The following is an 18,291-nucleotide window of genomic DNA, read 5'->3' on the forward strand; positions in this document are numbered from 1 at the left end:
GCAAGACTATAATCAGGATACTTAATCTCCTCATTTTCTCCCCTCCTCTATAATCTTGCCCAGGCCTCATTAAGGGTCCTTTTGGCATTGGCAATGACCAGCTCTGGCTTCTCACCGGGCTGCGGTTTTACCTCAAAGCTGACTATTGGCGGCTTTTCTGTGTTCAAAAAGCCCATCTCTAAAAGCACCTTTAAAAATTCCTTTACCTCTTCTACGTCGTTTTCCCCTCCCTTTATGCCAAACCTTGGATGTGCATCTCCGTATGCCGGATGGTTTTTGTCCCTAACTACACAGTTCCCTAAATGTGCATGGGTGAGATAGTCTTTTATAGGCAGCAGTGCTTCTTCTGGTGTCTCACCCAGTAAGGGCAGGTGGCTTAAGTCATGCAAAAGGCCAAAGTTTTTGTGTTTCCTCCTTACCTCCCTGGCTATAGCTACAGCATCACTAACCTGGCCAATAATAGACTTCTTATCTATCTCAGTGTCAAACACCTCCAGCTCCACCATCAGGTCTCCCTTAGATGCTGCGTAATCGCATATTTCACCTATAGAGTCTGCTAAGAGCTGCATTTCCTTATCCTTATTCTCTTTCTCAAACTTGCCGCTTAAAAAGGCTATGCCCTCAGCCCCCAGATAATGTGCCTCATCCACGCCCTCTTTTACGGTGTCTATGGCCTTTCTCCTCAAGTCTTCATCCATGGAGTTCAAGTTATATCCTGTGGTCAGGATCCTGGGCTGTGCCCCATAGGCAATGCTCACATGGGATACCTCAAGCATTTTCCTAACGTTTTCCCTGACCTTATCGTCTTTTATCCATGACAGTTCCACAGCATTGAAATACTCATCTGTGAGTATCTTTTCAATGGTCTCTTCTATCGGGCCCTCTCCCTTCATGCACTCAGGGAAGGCCATAAAGTGTATAATACCTACCCTCATATACTCATACATGTTCCCTCTCATAGAACATCTCTCCTTTCACATTTTCGTGAGTTTATTAAATATGGGCTCTACCAAACTGTAGAGTTCCTCATAGACATTGTAATACTTCTTGTATTTCTCATGGGCAGCTTCATCAGGGGTTATATATTCCACTGCGCTGTTTATTTCCCTTGCTTTCGTCACAGGGTCATTTATTATACCCAGGCCTTTAAGGGTCAGAAGATAAGCTCCCAGCGATGCAGCCTCCTGCGTCCTGGTCTTTTTAACCCTCTTCCCTGTAACATCAGCCTTTATCTGACTCCAGACCCTGCCCTTGCTGCCTCCACCCATGCCTATCATTTCACTTATCTCTATGCCATTTTCCTCTAATACACCAATACAGGCATTTATCTCATAGGCAACACCCTCCAGTATTGCACGGGCGATATCCCACCTGTCTGTGCCAAGGGTGAAGCCAAGTATAGTCCCTCTCGCATTTGGATTCCATCTGGTGGCCTTTGCCCCCATAAAGAAAGGAAGAAGTATAAGGCCACCAGAACCTACAGGTTTTTTCTCAATTTTTTCATCTATCAGGTCATATACATCTAAATCAAATTGTTCTGCTGTTTCCCGCTCACTCTTGCAAAACTCATCCCTGAACCATCTGTATATGGTGCCGGATGTGGTCATGCCCTGTTCCATAAGGTACTTATCTCTCAGGCTGTGTATGCTTACTGTAACCCTTTTGTCAATATTTTTAGGCACACTGTCCAAAGACACGGAGAGGTTTGTGGTGGTACCTGTAGACTCCATGGCCGTATCCCTGTCTATGCCCACACCCAGCGCCTCGCACTGCCTGTCTCCTGCACCTGCCACTACCGGTATACCATCTCTTAAACCAAGTACTGCAGCGGCTTCCCTGGTTAACCTGCCGGCAACCTCATCGGAATAGACCAAGGATGGGAGCTTTTCTGGATTTATACCTATAAAGTCCAGCACATCTTTCATCCATTTCTTATCCTTTATGTCCAGGTACATGGTCCTGCAGGCGAGGCTGTAGTCTTCCACATATTCCCCCGTCAATTTATATATTATGTAGTCCTTAGGTTGGAGGAATTTAAAGGCACTACATAAATCAAACCCGTTATTCTTAAACCATAGAAGCTTGGTTGCAGTAAATGTGGTATCTGATATAAGGCCGGTATGGTCATGAAGATAGTCAAAGCCAAACCTTTTCGATAAGATATTCGCCTCATCCTTTGAGCGCCTATCCATCCATGATATGGCACGCATCATGGGCCTACCCGCGTTGTCAACGGCTGTTACCGTTTCCCTCTGGGATGAGAGTCCAATGCCTATGATATCTGCATCTCCTATGGCGGCCAGGCCATCCCTGGTAGTGCCAATTATAGCCCCCCACCAGTCATCGGGGTCCTGTTCTGCGTATCCCGGCCCATCGCTATATATGCGGTATTCTCTCGAAGAGGAATACAGGATATTGCCGTCTGTGTCGAAAAATACAGTTTTTAATGAGGTTGTACCTATGTCATAGGTGATTATCACATTCATGCCATATCCCTGCTCCCAAAAAGTTCTATATACCTCTTTACGACATCCCTTGTCTCTTTCTTGAGCCCATCCAATACCAAGGCTAATTCCTGGTCTTTTTTTAGCTCATTGCGTAACCTGTCCATACCCCTTACAGATATTTCAGTAAATATATTCACCTTGCATATCCCATTTTTTATAGATGTAATGAAGTCATCATCGCTCAGGCCCGAACCTCCGTGCAGAACCAGTGGCACATCCACAGTATTTTTTATTGCTCTTAGCCTTTCAAAATCCAGGTGCGGCTTGCCTATATACATACCGTGGACAGAGCCATAGGACACTGCCAGGGCGTCCACACCTGTCTCTTCCACATATCTTTTTGCTTCCTCAGGCTTGGTAAAAAAGTCAGAGTCAAGAGTCTCTGCATTTATATTTCTACCCACATAACCCAATTCACCCTCCACACTGATGCCTGCTGCCCTAGCTATCCTCACAATTTCTCTTGTGTTTTTTATGTTTTCCTCCATGGGCAGGGAAGAACCATCATACATAACCGATGAAAACCCATACTTTACAGCCAGTATTATGTTGTCAAAGCTCTTACCGTGGTCCAGGTGAAGCGCCACAGGTATATCTGTGCACTCTATATATGCGAGGGCCGCCCGCGTCAGCGACTTCATATCTATTATCCCCAAAAGCCTTTCGGGTACCGCCAGTATTACAGGGGAATTTTCTTCCTCCGCAGCCTCTATGATACCTTCAAGAGTCTTAATGTCTATGAAGTCAAAGGCGCCTACGCCATACCCTTTATCCTTTGCCCTACTTAGCATGTCTACCATGTTGACTAAAGCCATTGTATTACTCCTCTCTCAGCAGGTTATAACTTTTATGCCTATATCGGCCAGGCCTGAGACAAAGTCCACATCCACCTGGCCGGCTATCACCACCTCATCAACCTCACTTATATCGGCAAATGACACCATTGCCCTCTTGTTAATCTTTGAGGAATCGGCTACGATAATAACCCTATCGCTGGACGACATCATTGCCCTCTTTACCTCAGCCTCAAAGGTGTCACCTGCAGTAAAGCCCTTGTCAAAGGTTATCCCTCCAGTGCCAATTATAGCTGCGGATGCATTATATACCTGAATATTCCTCACTGCCTCAGGCCCTATCAAAGACATGGTCTCTTTTTTTAACAGTCCGCCAGTTATAAAAACGTTTATGTTAGGACAATTTGAAAGCTCATAGGATATATTCAGGTCGTTGGTTAAGACATTTATGCTTTTATCTCTAAGAGCTCTTGCCACACACAAGGTAGTAGAGCCGGCATCTAAGATGACAAAAGACCCATCATCTATTATTTCAGCCATTTTTCTACCTATGGCCATTTTTTCTTCCAGGTTTTCTTCATTCCTTACCCGGAGTGGCGGCACCACATAGCTATCCTCTGTCAAGACCGCTCCGCCATAGTTTTTCTTCAGTATTCCTTCTTTTTCCAGCTCATCCAAGTCTCTCCTAATAGTCTCATCGGAAACATCAAATACCTTTGTTAGTTCAGACACTTTAATAAATCGTCTCTCTAGAAGCATCTTCTTTATCCGTGCTCTTCTCTCCGCAGCTATCATTTTCTGTACCCCTTACTGTTTGATTATTGTTGAATTTATTGGTTTTTCTTTGGATTATATATTATATATTCAACATAAAACCAAAAAATCCTTCTTGCACTCCAAAAAAATTTTTTTGTATTTTGACCAATAACAATAATTTGTAATACGGCAAAGTTAAAATTAAATTTTATTATTATATTCTTAACCCTAAACCCTATAGTTATTTTGATAGCGCTAAAACTCCGCAAAATGATTCACATGCGATATTATATGCAAAGCCGACGACACGACAGTAAAAGAAAAAAGAGGCCGCAGGCCTCCTTCTATTTGTACCTTGCCTCTATAGCATTTGTTTCCTCAAGTCCTATAAACTCATTGAATTTGTCAAACGATACCAATCTATCTATATATCCTGCCGTGGTACCTTTCTCATATAGTTCCTGCATTGCACCCATCATACCGTATGTTGCTGCATAGAGGTTTGTGAGTGGAAATACTACCAGTTTAAAGCCAAGATTCTGAAGCTCCTGTGCAGTAAGCAGAGGTGTTTTACCGTGCTCTATTATATTAGCCATGAGAGGTACACCTTTAAATTCCTCACCTATTCTCTTCAGTTCCTCCACGCTTTGGGGTGCTTCTATAAAGATAAGATCTGCTCCAGCCTCTTTGTATTTATGGCTTCTCTCTATGGCCTCATCCAGGTCATAAACTGCTCTTGCATCAGTCCTTGACATAATCATAAAGTTCTTGTCCCGTCTTGCATCCACTGCAGCCCTTATTTTCTGTACCATCTCATCCGTTGGTATCACCTGTTTACCCTCCATGTGGCCGCATCTTTTTGGCCATACTTGATCCTCTAAGAATATACCTGCCACACCAGCATCCTCAAAAGACCTTACAGTACGCATAGTATTCAATGGATTACCATATCCGGTATCAGCGTCGGCAAAGACCGGTATATCCACACTATCCACAATCTCTTTGGCCCTCTCAACCATCTCATAAAAGTCAACCAGTCCCCTATCAGGCTTAGCAAGTCTTGTAGCTGACGTGCCATATCCTGTAGTAAATATTGCTTTAAAACCTGTTTTTTCTATGATTTTTGCCGCCAGAGCATCTGGTGCGCCAGGCATAACTATTATTCCAGGGCCGTTTAAAAGTTCAACAAATCTCTTCCTTATCCGTTCTATCTTCGTCATTATTGAACCCTCCTCAACGTATATTTAATTGTTTTCGAGCATAAGGAATTATTCCACCCAGTTCAATAAGTTCTGTAATAAAGGCATCAAATTTGGGAATCTCATATTCTTCATTTTTAGTTTCATTCTTTAAAATACCTCTATCTGTATCCACAAAGATTATATTCCCTCTATCAATTTGATCCGTATGTTTGAATTCGAGGGGATATATACCCCTATTTAGACAATTCCTGAAGAATATCCTTGCAAAAGACTTTGCAATTATAAGTCTCACACCACAGCCGGATATTGCCAACACTGCATGTTCTCTTGAACTTCCACACCCAAAATTTTCACCAGCAACGATAATATCGTTGCTGCAAACATCTTTTGCAAATTCAGTATCTATCCCTTCCATACAATGAGCTTTTAATTCATCAGGAGAATTGGTTACTAAATATTTTGTTGGTATAATTACATCTGTATCTATGTTATCTCCAAACGTAAATGTTCTTCCTTTGAATATCATATTAGGCCTCCTCCGGCAAAACAATCTTACCAGCCACAGCTGTTGCTGCTGCCACATACGGAGAAGTCAGATAGACGTAACTCTCTTTACTCCCCATACGTCCTATAAAATTCCTATTTGTTGTTGAAACGCATACCTCGCCTGATGCTAAAAGTCCCATATGTCCGCCGCAGCATGCACCACAGGTAGGTGGTCCAATCGCAGCACCCGCTTCTAAAAATGTATCAATCAGCCCTTCTTGCAATGCCTGCTTATAGACCTCTTGACTCGATGGTACAACTATAAGCCTGGTATTCTCATTCACTTTTTTACCTTTTAAAATTTCCGCAGCCTCTCTTAAATCTTTAATCCTTCCATTGGTACATGAACCTATATAAACCTGATCTACTTTTACACCTTTTATCTCATGTACTTCTTTTACATTATCCGGTGAATGCGGAGCCGCAATAAGCGGAACCACTTTAGATAAATCTATCTCTATCTCACCTTTATACTCAGCCGTATCATCTGCTTTTAAAACATCAAAATCTTTTTTAACTCTATTTTGGAGATACTCATTTGTAATGCTGTCAACTTCGAAGATTGCATTTTTTGCCCCTGTTTCTACAGCCATATTGCATATGGTAAGCCTGTCATCAATATCCAGATATTTTATACCATCTCCAGCAAATTCAAGGCTGCAGTATCTGGCTCCATCTGTACCTATTCTCCTTAAAATTTCAAGAATAACGTCCTTCCCACCTATATATCTACCTGGTTTGCCGTTTAACACCACTTTTATAGCTTCAGGTACCCTAAACCACATCTTTCCTAAAGCCATAGAAACACCAATTTCTGAACTGCCAAGTCCCGTAGCAAAAGCTCCTAATGCGCCATAGGTAGTTGTATGGGAATCTGAACCCACAGCAACATCTCCAGGAACAACAAATCCCTTCTCAGGTATTATGGTATGGCATACCCCACCCCTACCCAATTCAAAATAATTGACCATGGAATATTTTTTGACATACTCCTTCAATCTCTTTGATTGTTCTGCACTTTTTACATCTGGAGCAGGGACAAAATGATCCTGAACGGCCACCACTTTATTTACATCAAATAATTTAGTAGCACCGGTTTCTTCAAAAGCCTCAAAGGCAAGTGGCATTAGTACATCATGACCCATTACTAGATCTACCCTTGCTTCAACAATATCGCCAGGTACTACCTCCACTTTATCTGAAGCCTTCGCCAATATTTTTTGTGTCAAGGTCATTGGCATAAGTTCATGCCTCCGTTTTATACTTATTTGACATCCCATTATATTCTGATAAGCCAATAAAGTCATTGAACTCTTTAAAAGATGTCATGTTGTTAAGCATATCTCTATCTGTACCTTTATCTCTTATTTCTTTTGCCACACTTAACATAGCTTTTGCCGCTGCAAATAAGAGGCCTACAGGATATATTACAATTTTATAGCCCAGGTCTTCTAATTCTTTGGCTGAAAGCATTGGCGACTTAGCACCTTCGGCCATATTGGCCAGAAGGGGTGCATTTATTTCATGAGATATTATCTTAAACTCATCTACTGTATAAGGTGATTCCACAAATATTATATCTGCGCCAGCTTCCCTGTAAAGTTTAGCTCTCCTTATGGCCTCATCTAACCCCAATACCGCTCTTGCATCTGTTCTCGCAATTATCTTGAAATCAGTATTCTCTCTGGCATCAACGGCAGCCTTAATCTTTTGAGCCATTTCTTCAGCTGGTATTACCTCCTTTCCTTCCATATGACCGCATCTTTTAGGAGTAACCTGATCTTCAATATGGATGGCAGCTACACCACATTTTTCATACTCCTTTACAGTCCTTATAATATTTAAAGGATTGCCATACCCGGTATCTGCATCTGCTATCAACGGTATGTCAATAGCATTAACTATGCGTGTTGCATTAGAAATCATCTCTTCCATAGACAAAAGCCCTACATCAGGTTTCCCCAAAAGCCCGGCGGAAGAGCCAAATCCTGTCATATAAGCACATTCAAAACCTGCATTCTCAATAATCTTAGCTGAAAGCGCATCATAACACCCAGGTGCAATTATGATTCCCTTCTTTTCAAGCAGTTTATTAAATTTCTCTCTCATATTAATTAACACCTCTTATAGATTTTACATAATTTACAAGCCCACCGACATTGATAAGATTCTGAATAGATTTAGGATAAACTGTAGCATTATATGACTTTCCTAAAGTAATATTTTTAACTGTTCCTTTTTCGATATCTACCTCTAAAATATCTCCCTCATTTATTTCATCTATAGCATCAGGACATTCTACAGCAGGAACCCCTATATTTATAGCATTTCTATAAAATATAGTTGCAAAGCTTTTTGCTATAATGCAGCTTACACCGCTGGCTTTAATGGCTATCGGTGCGTGCTCCCTTGAGCTTCCACATCCAAAGTTACTGCCGCCAACAATAATATCGCCTTTTTCCACTTTATTGACAAAATCGGAGTCTATCCCTTCCATGCAATGGGCTGCAAGGTCACGCTCGTCGGTCAGATTCAAATATTGCCCTGGTAAAATTACATCAGTATTAATGTTATCACCATACTTAATAGCTTTTCCTCTATATATCATATCAGGCCACCTCCGTTGGACTTGTAATCTTACCTGTTATAGCCGTCGCTGCAGCAACTGCCGGGCTTGCCAGGTAAACCTCACTACTCTTATCACCCATCCTGCCAACAAAATTCCTGTTAGTTGTAGATACACACCTTTCCCCCCTGCCAAGGATGCCCAAGTGACCTCCAAAACAGGGCCCACATGATGGTGAGCACACAGTAAATCCGCTCTCAGTAAATATTTCTATAAGTCCCTCTCTTAAAGCCATTAAATATACCTCTCTGCTTCCTGGTATCAGCAACGCTCTTACGTTTGGGCTGACTTTCTTGCCTTTGACAACCTGAGCGGCAGTCCTTAAGTCTCCAATCCTTCCATTGGTACATGAGCCTATTACTACCTGGTCAATATTCACATCAGACAATTCTGTTACTGGCCTTCCATTAGATGGCATATGGGGGGCGGCCACCATTGGCTGCAATTCTTCAAGATTTATCTCCATTACGTAGTCATATTCAGCATCTTCATCACTTTTATAAATCTTATAGTTACTAACTCCTGCATTCTTTTCATAGATTTCAGTAATTTCATCAAAATTAAATATGCAGTTTAATGCTCCAGCTTCTATACCCATATTACATATTGTAAATCTGGAATCCATATCAAAATATTTAACACCATCACCTGTTATCTCCATAGATTTGCCAAGAGCTCCATCTGTTCCTATTTTTGAAATGATATATACAATAATGTCTTTGCCATTAATCCATTTGTCAGGCTTTCCTTTTAGCACAAACTTCATTTGTTCTGGCACTCTTAACCAGGTAGTGCCCAACGCCATGATACCAGCTACATCAGTACTCCCAACGCCTGTTGAGAAAGCCCCCAATGCTCCATAGGTAGTAGTGTGAGAGTCTCCACCTATGACAAGGTCACCGGACTTTACCATTCCATCCTTGGGAAGTATAACGTGCTCTATACCATATCCGGCATCGTAAAAATGAGTAATGCCTTTAGATTTTGCAAAGTCTCTCATGGTTTTACTTACATTGGCCGATACCACGTCTTTATTTGGCGTAAAGTGATCGAGTACTATAGCCACCCTATTGTTATCAAAGAGCTCTCCGTCACCCATCTTTTCAAACTCCTGTACCGCCACAGGTCCTGAGATGTCATTGGTAAGCAAAAAGTCCACTTTTACATCAATAATGTCTCCCGGTTTAAAATCTTTTTGTTCACTATGATCAGATAGAATTTTTTCGGTTATAGCCTTTCCCATAGCAATCCCTCCATTTTAAATTTGATACCCCCGGAATAACACCGGAGGTACCAAAAAACTTCAATTCATAATTTATATTTTTTTTCATTTTCTCTTATTTTGCTTAATTCAACTATCTCATTGAATTCCTTAAAGCTTATCATCTTGTCCACCATGCCTTGTGTTGTATCCTTCTCTTTTAGTTCAGTTAAAACATCCTTCACAGCTTTTGTCATCATATAAAGTGCAGATAATGGGTAAATTACTATAGCAAATCCCATCTCTTCAAGTTGCTTTGAAGATAATACCGGCGTCTTGCCTCCCTCTATCATGTTAGCAAGTATAGGAGCATTTACTTCTCTGGGAATCCTTTTTAGTTGCTCTATATCCGGCGGAGCCTCTACAAATATTATGTCAGCCCCAGTTTCCTTATAGAGGTTTGCCCTCCTTATTGCCTCATCAAATCCAAGGGGTGCAAGTGCATCTGTCCTTGCTATAATAAGCGTATCGTCGTCATCTCTGGCATCAAGTGCGGCCTTTAACTTACCCACCATTTCCTCTGCAGATATAACCTCTTTCCCTTCCATATGTCCACATCTTTTGGGCCATGTCTGATCCTCTAATTGTATAGCCGCGGCTCCAGCCTTCTCATACTCTTTGACTGTCCTATAGACGTTTAAAGCATTACCGTAGCCAGTATCAGCATCAGCTATAATGGGTATATTTACTGCCTCATTCATATACTTTAAATGTTTTACCATCTCAGACATAGAAAGAAGCCCAATATCTGGTGCTCCCAAAAGATTTGCAGCAGCGCCATATCCGGTTAAATATACCGATGGAAAGCCTGCCTGCTCAACCATTTTTGCCGATATACTGTTGAATGCGCCTGGTGAAACCAAAATTTTTTTTCTCTCTATATATTGCTTTATAATTCTGCCTTTGCCCATGATAAACTCCTCCTTTTACTGTCTACTTATTTTCCTCAGCCATCCTGAAGACACTTACAAACCTTTCTTCATTGTTCTTTATCTCTTCACTGCTTGGTTGTAAAACATTGCTTAATATGATAACGATGATGAAATTCAAAATTAGCCCCCACATACCGGCTTGTATACCCATATACGAGGCATAACCGGCAAGATTCATCCCAATGGCAAGTACACCTCCGGTTATCATTCCCGATAAGATTGATGCCTTCGAGGCTTTCTGCCAGTATAGGCCCAATATTATGGCCGGTGCAACCTGTACAAGACCCTCAAACTTTATCTCTGTAAGCCTCCATATAGTTGTAGATGGCTCTAACACCAATAATATACCTATTACTATTACAACTAAGTTAAACCATCTAGATATTGTTGTAGCTTTTGAATCACTTACATTTGGATTAATAAACCCTTTATAAAAGTCTTTTATCAGCATAGAGGTTATTGAAATCAAAACGCCGCTGGCTGTTGATAGCGTAGCCATTATTATACCGGTAAAAGATATGGTCATAGCCCAATAAGCTATAGGAGACTTTTGCATAATTGCATTTATCAAATATGGGACAACCTGTTCTGATTCCATCTCGCTTAAACCCGGAAATGCGGCAGCACACATAATACCAACTAACACTAGAATAGTAGGTGTAATGAAAGTTAAAACAGCCATCCTTGTCAATGAACGTTTCACAACTTTTTCACTCTGTGATGCGTAAAATTGTTGTATTGAGCTAACATATAGAGATGCTCCCAGGCCAACCAATATCATAGTGCTGGCCCAGTTTAAAATTTTGCTTAAACTAACTGGCGGTAAAACCTTAGCTGGTTCGGATACGGCTAATGTTTGAACAGCACTGCCAATGCTTCCAAAATACACCCATCCAAATATCAACAGAAACAGAACGCCGAAGAACATGATGGCTCCCTGTAACGCCTGAACAAGCATTGCACCCCTCATACCGCCTATCATTACGTATATTGTAATAACAGCACCTAAGAAAACCACGCCAACCCAGTAAGGTGTATTTGGGCTTACACCAGCAAAGAGTGTACCCGTTGCCTGTAACTGCTCCAGGAACTGTACAACAATACCCCACAAGAGAAATATGCCACCTATAAGACTCAACAGTTTTGAATTATACCTATCGTTCAGATAATCAACCACAGTTATATAATTGTATTTATGAGCCAATACAAAAAGCCTTGGGATAAAAAGCAGGTAAAATACAACAACCATTACCATAAATATTGGATATACTAGTTGACTGAATCCAATCCTGTAAGCTCTTGCTGTGTACCCTATCATACTGTTGCCACTATACTGGGTGGCAAAAAGGCTAAACGCCAATACCATTGTACCTACTCCACGATTTGCAAGAAAGTAGTCTGACATACTTTCTCCACTTCTCTGTTTAAATGAATAATAGCCAAGATATAGCATTAAAGCTAACATAATAAACAGGAATATCATTCCACCTGTGCCAATTCCGAAATTACCCATGTTATTTACACCTCCTTACTTTTTAATGAACTTTTCGATGTCCCAATGATTACTGATTACGTAAATTATATAGCATACCAGACAGATATTAAGCAGAATGCTAAGCAGTCCCCACAAAGGTAGCCCAAAAACAAAAACTTCACCCCATGCCTTTGGCATATACCACGGGACCAATAGTACTACCAGAATTAAAAAACCTATCCAAACCGACCATTTCATTGGGTCTTTCATAATGTTCACCTCCCTTCATATATAATAATCAGCAAAAATCGTGCCAGGTTATAAACGCAGCAAACGCTTACCATTTGTGTACAAATGTTTCAAATATGTTCCATTACGTTTCATATTGTTGAAACTCAATAAAAAAGACCTACTCGATTCCGTAGGTCTTGAGTTTCCTCCACAATGTTGTCCTGCTTATGCCCAGTTTCCTTGCTGCTTTTTCCTTATTCCAGTTAGACTCATTTAATATTTCAAGTATCTGATTTATTTCTCTTTGTTCTCTATTTAAAGGTATTTCTTGTTTTAGTTTTTCCTTATATACACTATCAACAAGCTCTGTTTCTGACTTATTTTTAGTATTATCACTGTTGATCAAAACAGATAACCTTTTGAGTACATTCTGTAGTTCTCTTACATTTCCGTAGAACTCGTACCCTTGCAGTATTTTAAAAATCCTTTCCCATTTCTTTTCGTAAGCGCTATAAAGATTTGGGAAATTCGTGATAATGAAATCCCTTGCAATTTCAGGTATGTCTGCTTTCCTTTCTCTCAATGGAGGTATGGTTAGTTCCAGCACACTCAATCTATAATAGAGGTCTTCTCTAAAACGCCCTTCAACTACTTCCTTCCACAGATCTTTATTTGTGGCGGAGACTATCCTAACATCCACTGGTATAATCTTATCACTTCCCAGTCTCATAACCTCTTTTTCCTGGATAACCCTTAAGAGTCTTGACTGAAGACTCAAAGGGATTTCCGATATTTCGTCAAGAAATATAGTGCCATTATGGGCAAGTTCAAACAGCCCCATCTTACCCCCTTTTCTGGCTCCGGTAAATGCTCCCTCCTCATAGCCAAATAGTTCAGATTCCAAAAGGTTTTCAGGGAGTGCCGCACAGTTTACAGCCACAAATGCTTCATCTTTCCTTTCACTTTCATTGTGGATACTATGGGCAAACAGTTCCTTACCCGTACCAGACTCACCGGTTATAAGTATGGTGAAGTCACTTCTTGCATATTGACGTGCAGTCTCAATACAATCACGTATCGGCCTTGAACTGCCCTTTATATCTTCAAAAGAATATTTTGATATCAATCCCTTAGAGTAAAGTTCTCTTCTTATCTTATGCTCTGCTTTCTGTATACTCTTAATATCCGAGAAAGTGGCTACTACACCCTTTACCTCATTTTCCACGATTATTGGAATCCTGCTTGTCAAAATTATCCTATCTTTGACTTTCTGTATCTGGTCAATCTCTTCCTTCTTTGTAGATAACACATGGTTTAAACGTGTATTTTCTATTGTATTATCCACTTTTTGGCCGACCACTTTTTCCCTTGGTATCTCCATTATTTTCTCTGCCATGGGATTGTATACCTGGATAACCCCCTTCTCATCAGTAGCAATGATCCCGCTGTAAGCATAGTTCAGTATAGCATTGAGTTGATTTGACCTGTACTTTTCTTCTGTTATTGACTTCTGAATACAGAGGGCTTGAGCAATTGCATTTTTTATACTATTTGATGAATAGATAAAAATTGAATGCAGACCAATTTCGTCGCAAAGGTCGCATACCAGACTGGAACCTATCACAGCATCGAAATTTTCCATTTTAATCTCATTTAAAAGTGTTTTAAGTTCATGATAATTTGAGTAGTACTTTTCATGTATCTCCACGTCAAGTATGCTTTTATAGTCCGACATCCTGGTAATAGGCTCTTTATAGGTAACTATAGCAATCTTTCTCCCAAATATTATGGCTTTAGAAAGGTTATCCATCATATCAAATCCTGAAATCTGTATTGGTACTATGGGCGCCTTCAGCTCTTCTTTTATTATTTGAAGGTTACTGCTTCCACTTACAAACACATCAACTCTACCTTCATTCCAGAGCTTTTCAGCAATGTTTTTTGTCTCTTCAAAGCTTGAATTTATTATAAGAAGTTTTCCCAGCTCATCTTCAGAAATCGAAGCCTTTATAGCCTCGGTAAGTCTGTCATAGCTCATTACGGCTATCCTGGGCTCCACGTCTATCACTCCATAACCTTAATGATATATTCTTTAAAAAATTTTTCTTCCATCTGCAAAAGATCTCTGTCAAGGTTTTCTATAGTATCGGTATGCCAGTGATAATTGCCCAATCTTCCCTTCTCGTCTTTACCCAAAAAACTGATGGAACTGTATCCATATGCCATAGCAGGTAGAGAATCAGTTGGCAAGAGCAGGTTGTGCTGTTTTTGGATATCATGATATTTCACTTTCATATCCTCAGCTATCTTTAAGAGATTGCCACCTGCCCTTTTGTAGGCAAGCATTCCTTCACCTTCAAGGTATGTAATCTTTCCTGTGCCAAGGTTATCCAGTATTATAAATGAGGTATTTTCTTTGTCCAGCTGTCCTTTATACCTCTTTATGAAGGCCCTCATTCCCCTTTCACCAACCTCTTCGCAGCCTGTAAAGAGGAACATCAGGTTTACATTACCGGGGTAATCCGCCTTATTCTTTATGTAGTCCTCTGCCAGATAGAGGGCCAGGCCAACCCCTGTGCCGTTGTCATTGGCCCCCGGTGTGTATTTGCCAGTCACCCATGCCGCAAAAAATACCACAAGGCCGATAAATGAAATCACCAAACCCATAATGAGCGGCCACCTCACCACTGGCATAAATATTCGTATCAGTATGCCTGCTGGCACAAGGCCAAAGCCTATATAATTGATGTGGTAAAAGGTCTCGAGGTGATCAACAAAGGACGGATGAAAGAGAAAGCTCCCTCTTTGCGTATCATAGTGTGCAGATACTATGACATTCTTACTAGCTTTAGTGTCCGGCAGGGTAAATATGTTATATGATACCCTCTTAGGAAGGATATTGGTCTCAATGGCCAGGCCACTTGTTTCAACAATAAGTGGCAAAAACAACAAAAGGCAAAATACAAACAAGATCAAATATGTGGCTGTGTTATACACGTTTAAAGAAAGATACCCTAAAACCACAAGAGGTATTCCCACTTCCAAAGGTATTGCATAAAGTGTATCAGGAGGCGACTTAAATTCCTGAACATTTACCTTATACCCCATAGAGGTAAGTTCCCTGCTTATTATACCGCAGGCTTCATGTTCATATCTTGTCCCCGACCCTCTATGTGGAAAAGAACATATTTTCTTGATATATTCAAAGCTATCCATTTTTCAATTCTCCTTTTTTAAACATCATTAATATGTTAATTCGATATATCCGTGTATATTCCTGCTAAAAATATTTTCAAACAAAACAGGCTTCTGCTTTTCCCATAAATGCAGTGAAAGCGTAAACACAATATACAGACAGTGATTCCATAATTGACGAATTAATAAACTTTTACCACAATATTGCGGTAGCAAAAATATCGTTTTCCTGTATTGATTAATTAGGATTATTCGATATAATCTATTATGAACGAAGAGGTAAATTAGTAAAGTAACTACCACATTATATGTGGCAAGGTGGTGAATCATGACAAACAGGCTCCCCAGCATAGTAAAAATACTGCTGAACAGTAGAGTACCGGTCACCGTAGACTTTATAGCCAAGGAACTCGGCGTGTCAAACAAAACCATACGAAATGACCTAAAGACACTTGAAGACTATTTGCAAAAACGTGGACTTAGTCTTAAAAAACGTCCAGGTATAGGAGTCTCTATTGAAGGAAGTGAAAAAGGCAAGGCTGCATTAAATAACGAAGTGACTGCAGGTGCTGCACTTCCCAAATCACATACACCCGAGTCAAGGAAGCTCTTTATCTTGAAATGCCTCCTTTTGAGTAAAGGAAGTATAACCATAAAGCAGTTGTCCGAATTGATGTATGTAAGCAAGGTAACCATACAAAAGGACTTAAATGATGTGGAAGAGTGGCTTCAGAGGTTTAATCTCTCACTTTTAAAAAAGACCAATTATGGCATAGAGGTGGTCGGTGATGAAGAAAACGTACGAAATGCAATGGCTAATCTTATTGCCATGACTGAAAATGAAGATAATTTAAAAGAGTTATTGTATAATGAAGCCACATTTCGTATTGATTATAGAACTATCGAAAAACTTAGAGAGCTTATAGATCTTGACTATGTAAGCATCGAAAAAATAATTACACATGCCGAAGAAAAGTTAGGATTCAGGTTCTCCGACGAGGCTTATTCAAGCCTTTTAATACATTTAGCCATAGCTATAGACAGGGTGAGAAAAAACAAGGATATCCAATTGTCTAACGATGTCTTGAATGACCTCAAGCAGAAAAGGGATTACCCCGTTGCCAGAGAAATCGCATCCATGACTGAGAGAGCTTTTAATATAAAGCTTCCAGAATCCGAGGTTGGGTATATACTCCTTCATATACTTGGCGCAAAAATGCAGCAAGGGAAATCCTTAGAAGTGGACCTTTCTTTCTATGATGAAAGAAATGAAGACATCGCCATGACAATGGCCAAAGAGATTATTGAGATCGCCCAGCGTTCATTGGCAATGGATTTCAGCAGTGATAAGCTGCTCCTGAATGGCCTTATACTGCATCTTCAGCCTACAATAAACAGGCTGAAATATGGACTCAGTTTGAGAAATCCAATATTAAATGAAATAAAGTCCAACTATCCTGAAATATTCGGCGTCGCCTGGATGACAAGTGTTGTCTTTGAAAAATACCTTGGGAAAAATATTGGTGAGGAAGAAATAGGATATATAGCTCTCCACATTGGAGCTGCAGTAGAAAGGGCAAAGAAGCCTTTGCGTACGCTTGTAGTATGCACAAGCGGCATAGGCACCTCCCAGCTTCTTGCGGCTAGATTGGAAAAAAGCTTCAAGCAGTTAGAAATTGTAGATGTTATATCCTCCATAGCCCTCACAGAACGGCCTCTTGATGATATAGACATTGTAATATCAACGGTACCTGTAGAGTGCTCTAAGCCAGTAATAACAATAAACCCCATACTATCAAGCATAGACATAAAAATGTTAGAAAATTTTATTGAGACCATGTGCAAAAAGAATTATTCACATCTTAGACACACACTACCTGTAGAGGTCCTGGAATGCCAGAGATCATATAGAAATAAAGAGGAAGTAATAACCAGTATGTATAACAGTTTATATGCCAGCGGTTATGTTAAAAAGGGATATTTAGAGGCTATGCTGCAGCGAGAGAAAATTGGCCCAACTACAATAGGCAACGGTGTTGCAATGCCACACGGCTCTCCAGAACTTGTAAATAAGAGTATACTCGCCGTGACCACACTACAAGATCCTGTCTCATGGGAAGATGACAAGGTAGATGTTGTCTTCATGGTATGTATAGCTAAAGACGATGTAGATAAAGCAAGAACAATTTTTAAAGGGCTTTATGAAATTATTGATTCCAGTCAAACACTCAACCTTCTTAGAAAAGCTAAGAATCGAGATGAAATTATAAGGATATTGGAGGACGGCAACAATGCTTATTGAACAAAATCTCATAGAGCTGGATTTAAAAGCAAAAAACAGAGATGAAGCTATTGAGGAACTGTCCAATATGGCTTTCAAAGCAGAAAAAATCTCATCAGTAGAAGAGTTTATGAACAGCGTGTTAGAAAGAGAAAAATCATATACCACTGGTGTTGGTAATGGTATAGCCATACCCCATGGTAAATGCGATGCTGTAAAGGAGGTGACTGTGGTCTTTGGTCGTTCAAATTGTGGAATAGAGTGGGATTCATTAGACGGCAAACCAGTGTATCTTGTTTTTCTCTTAGGCATTCCAACCGAAAATGCCGAAAATACCCATTTAAAAATTCTGTCACAACTTTCCCGAAAATTGATGGACGAAAATTTTGTCCAGACGTTAAAAGCCGCTTCTTCAAAAGACGAGATTTTATATGTCCTGAATGAAATCTCTAAATAAAATTTAAATTAATATTATTTAAGGAGGTA

General features: G+C 40.2%; 16 protein-coding genes. 2 read left to right on the forward strand and 14 right to left on the reverse strand.

Features of this window, described 5'->3' with window-relative positions:
- Positions 1 to 47: 47 nt before the first annotated feature.
- From FWJ32_RS09180 to FWJ32_RS09245, 14 genes are all read right to left on the reverse strand, one after another.
- Positions 48 to 959 carry a sugar phosphate isomerase/epimerase family protein gene (locus FWJ32_RS09180; RefSeq protein ID WP_149545658.1) on the reverse strand — a complete coding sequence of 304 codons (912 nt, stop codon included), beginning with the start codon at positions 957 to 959 and terminating at the stop codon, positions 48 to 50.
- A 15-nt stretch (positions 960 to 974) separates the two neighbouring features.
- Positions 975 to 2,486, reverse strand: coding sequence for a xylulokinase (locus FWJ32_RS09185; RefSeq protein ID WP_149545659.1), 1,512 nt, complete (start codon positions 2,484 to 2,486; stop codon positions 975 to 977).
- Positions 2,483 to 3,322 (reverse strand): class II fructose-bisphosphate aldolase, encoded by an 840-nt coding sequence (locus FWJ32_RS09190; protein WP_149545660.1) that lies wholly within the window; start codon positions 3,320 to 3,322, stop codon positions 2,483 to 2,485. Before FWJ32_RS09190 ends, FWJ32_RS09185 begins: the two co-directional genes overlap by 4 nt.
- 15 nt (positions 3,323 to 3,337) lie before the next feature.
- Entirely contained in the window at positions 3,338 to 4,096 is a 759-nt protein-coding gene (locus FWJ32_RS09195; RefSeq protein WP_149545661.1) for a DeoR/GlpR family DNA-binding transcription regulator, read from the reverse strand.
- A gap of 305 nt (positions 4,097 to 4,401) precedes the next feature.
- The gene (locus tag FWJ32_RS09200; protein WP_149545662.1) at positions 4,402 to 5,277 is read right to left on the reverse strand and encodes an isocitrate lyase/PEP mutase family protein; all 876 of its coding nucleotides are present in this window, start codon (positions 5,275 to 5,277) and stop codon (positions 4,402 to 4,404) included.
- Between the two features lie 13 nt (positions 5,278 to 5,290).
- Positions 5,291 to 5,785, reverse strand: coding sequence for a LeuD/DmdB family oxidoreductase small subunit (locus FWJ32_RS09205; RefSeq protein WP_149545663.1), 495 nt, complete (start codon positions 5,783 to 5,785; stop codon positions 5,291 to 5,293).
- Between the two features lies 1 nt (position 5,786).
- Entirely contained in the window at positions 5,787 to 7,046 is a 1,260-nt protein-coding gene (locus tag FWJ32_RS09210; RefSeq protein WP_149545664.1) for a 3-isopropylmalate dehydratase large subunit, read from the reverse strand.
- 4 nt (positions 7,047 to 7,050) lie between these two features.
- Complete coding sequence (locus FWJ32_RS09215) at positions 7,051 to 7,914, reverse strand: isocitrate lyase/PEP mutase family protein (protein WP_149545665.1); 864 nt, start codon at positions 7,912 to 7,914, stop codon at positions 7,051 to 7,053.
- A gap of 1 nt (position 7,915) precedes the next feature.
- Positions 7,916 to 8,413: a 3-isopropylmalate dehydratase small subunit gene (locus FWJ32_RS09220; protein WP_149545666.1), complete on the reverse strand. Its 498-nt coding sequence runs from the start codon at positions 8,411 to 8,413 to the stop codon at positions 7,916 to 7,918.
- 1 nt (position 8,414) lies between these two features.
- Positions 8,415 to 9,674 (reverse strand): 3-isopropylmalate dehydratase large subunit, encoded by a 1,260-nt coding sequence (locus FWJ32_RS09225; RefSeq protein WP_149545667.1) that lies wholly within the window; start codon positions 9,672 to 9,674, stop codon positions 8,415 to 8,417.
- Positions 9,675 to 9,739: 65 nt separating this feature from the next.
- On the reverse strand, positions 9,740 to 10,603 hold the full coding sequence (locus tag FWJ32_RS09230) for an isocitrate lyase/PEP mutase family protein (protein WP_149545668.1): 864 nt from the start codon (positions 10,601 to 10,603) through the stop codon (positions 9,740 to 9,742).
- Positions 10,604 to 10,625: 22 nt separating this feature from the next.
- Entirely contained in the window at positions 10,626 to 12,137 is a 1,512-nt protein-coding gene (locus FWJ32_RS09235; protein WP_149545669.1) for a sodium:solute symporter family protein, read from the reverse strand.
- 370 nt (positions 12,138 to 12,507) lie between these two features.
- A complete protein-coding gene (locus FWJ32_RS09240; RefSeq protein ID WP_149545670.1) occupies positions 12,508 to 14,388 on the reverse strand; it encodes a sigma 54-interacting transcriptional regulator in 1,881 nt (626 codons plus the stop codon).
- A gap of 5 nt (positions 14,389 to 14,393) precedes the next feature.
- Positions 14,394 to 15,545 carry a M28 family metallopeptidase gene (locus FWJ32_RS09245; RefSeq protein WP_149545671.1) on the reverse strand — a complete coding sequence of 384 codons (1,152 nt, stop codon included), beginning with the start codon at positions 15,543 to 15,545 and terminating at the stop codon, positions 14,394 to 14,396.
- 307 nt (positions 15,546 to 15,852) lie between these two features.
- Here FWJ32_RS09245 and FWJ32_RS09250 point away from each other — a divergent pair, with 307 nt between their 5' ends.
- Together FWJ32_RS09250 and FWJ32_RS09255 are read left to right on the forward strand one after the other, a co-directional pair.
- Positions 15,853 to 17,826, forward strand: coding sequence for a BglG family transcription antiterminator (locus tag FWJ32_RS09250; protein ID WP_149545672.1), 1,974 nt, complete (start codon positions 15,853 to 15,855; stop codon positions 17,824 to 17,826).
- Positions 17,816 to 18,262, forward strand: a complete 447-nt coding sequence (locus tag FWJ32_RS09255; RefSeq protein WP_149545673.1) for a PTS sugar transporter subunit IIA — start codon at positions 17,816 to 17,818, stop codon at positions 18,260 to 18,262. Before FWJ32_RS09250 ends, FWJ32_RS09255 begins: the two co-directional genes overlap by 11 nt.
- Positions 18,263 to 18,291 lie beyond the last annotated feature (29 nt).

Origin of the sequence: Calorimonas adulescens (genome assembly GCF_008274215.1) — a bacterium.
Classification (GTDB): Bacteria; Bacillota; Thermoanaerobacteria; order Thermoanaerobacterales; family UBA4877; genus Calorimonas; species Calorimonas adulescens.